Below are 1,599 nucleotides of genomic sequence, written 5' to 3'. Positions count from 1 at the left end.
GGCAACGATAGCGGTGCGTGCCGTCATCGGCCCCTTGGAGCCGAAGGCGCCGCCGATATAGGGACTGACGATCCGCACATTGGCCGGATCGAGCTTCAGCTGGCGTGCCAGTTCCACCTTCCAGCCGGTAACGTTCTGGCTGGGCTCGTGTATGGTCAACTGGTCGCCTTGCCATATTGCGGTGGTCGAAAACAGTTCGATCGGATTGTGATGCTGGGTCGGTGTCGAATATTTTTCGTCGATCTTTACCGTCGCATCCGCCCAGGCGGCATCGAAATCACCGGCCTTCGCATCCTCCTTGAACATAGGGTTTTTGCCGGCAGCCGGCTCCATCTTCACGCCCTTGGAATCAAAGCTGGCGGCGGGCCGTTCGTCCTCATAGTCGGCGCGGATCAACATTGCGGCTTCCTCCGCCGCCTCGAAGGTCTCGGCAACCACCAGAGCGATGATCTGACCGTCGTGAAAAACCGTCTTGTCGTGCAAAGGCCCGATCGAACTTGCGCCGGTGTTGCCGAATTTCGGCGTGTCGGTCTTGTCCATATCGTCATAGGTGACGATGTCCAGCACACCGGGTACGGCCCGGGCGTCTTTCGTGTGAAGTCCCGAAACCTTGCCCCGGGCAATGCTGCTGGTGGCAAGGGCACCGTAGGCGACGTTGGCCGTGACGATGTCGGCGGGATAGCCGGCCTGTCCGGTAACTTTTAGCCGGGCGTCAATGCGGACAACCGGATCGCCCTGGTTTTCCCTGGGGGCGGGTGCAGCTTGGTTCATGGCTCAGCCCTTCATATCCCGGGTTTCGAGCAGCGCCCGCACCAGCGTGCGCTTGCCGAGCGGTATCTTGAATGCGTTATGCTCGCGCGGTCTGGCATCGGCGAAGGCAGCCTCGGCAGCCTCTTGCGCCGCGGCTTCGTCAAGCACTTTGCCCTGTAGCGCGTCCTCTGCTTCGCGCGCCCGCCACGGCACCGTCGCCACACCACCAAGCGCAATGCGCGCACTCCTTACCGTCTCGCCATCCATGTCGAGCGCAACAGCCGCGGACGCCAACGCAAACGCGTAGGATTCGCGATCACGAATCTTCAGATAGCGCGACCGGCTGCTCCACCGTTCGAGCCGCACTTCGATGGCGGTTATGAGCTCGTCGGCGGCGAGATCCGTCTCGATGTCGGGCGTGTCGCCCGGCCGTTTGTGCAGCTTGGCAAATGCAAGCGTGCGCCTTCCCCGCGGACCTTCGATCTCGACGGTGGCATCGAGCGCAACCAGCGCCTGCGCGAAATCGCCGTGATACGTGGCGATGCAGGCATCGCTCGTACCCAGCACGGCGTGTTGGCGATTGGACCCTTCCATCGCAGCGCAACCGGAGCCGGGTTCGCGCTTGTTGCACGGCCAGGAAATCTCTCGAAAATACTCGCAGCGCGTACGTTGCAGCACATTGCCGCCCAGGCTCGCCATGTTGCGAAGCTGACCGCTGGCGGCGAATTTCAGGCTGTCGGCAAGGGCGGGGCAACGCCGCCGGACGTCATCGTTGTCGGCTGCTTCACCCATGCGGACCAGTGCACCAAACCGGATCGTGTTATCGTTTATCCTGATCTGCCGCAAGGC

At 62.4% G+C, this 1,599-nt stretch carries 2 protein-coding genes; both read right to left on the bottom strand.

Going from position 1 to position 1,599, the window contains the following annotated elements:
• On the bottom strand, positions 1-771 hold a 771-nt coding region (locus EN969_RS30340), incomplete at its 3' end, for a molybdopterin cofactor-binding domain-containing protein (protein ID WP_164758634.1).
• 3 nt (positions 772-774) lie between these two features.
• On the bottom strand, positions 775-1,599 hold an 825-nt coding region (locus tag EN969_RS30335; protein WP_127419691.1), incomplete at its 5' end, for an FAD binding domain-containing protein.

It is taken from the genome of Mesorhizobium sp. M7A.F.Ca.CA.003.01.2.1 (genome assembly GCF_003998945.1).
Lineage (GTDB): Bacteria > Pseudomonadota > Alphaproteobacteria > Rhizobiales > Rhizobiaceae > Mesorhizobium > Mesorhizobium ciceri.
This window is presented reverse-complemented; position numbering and strand designations above follow the sequence as displayed.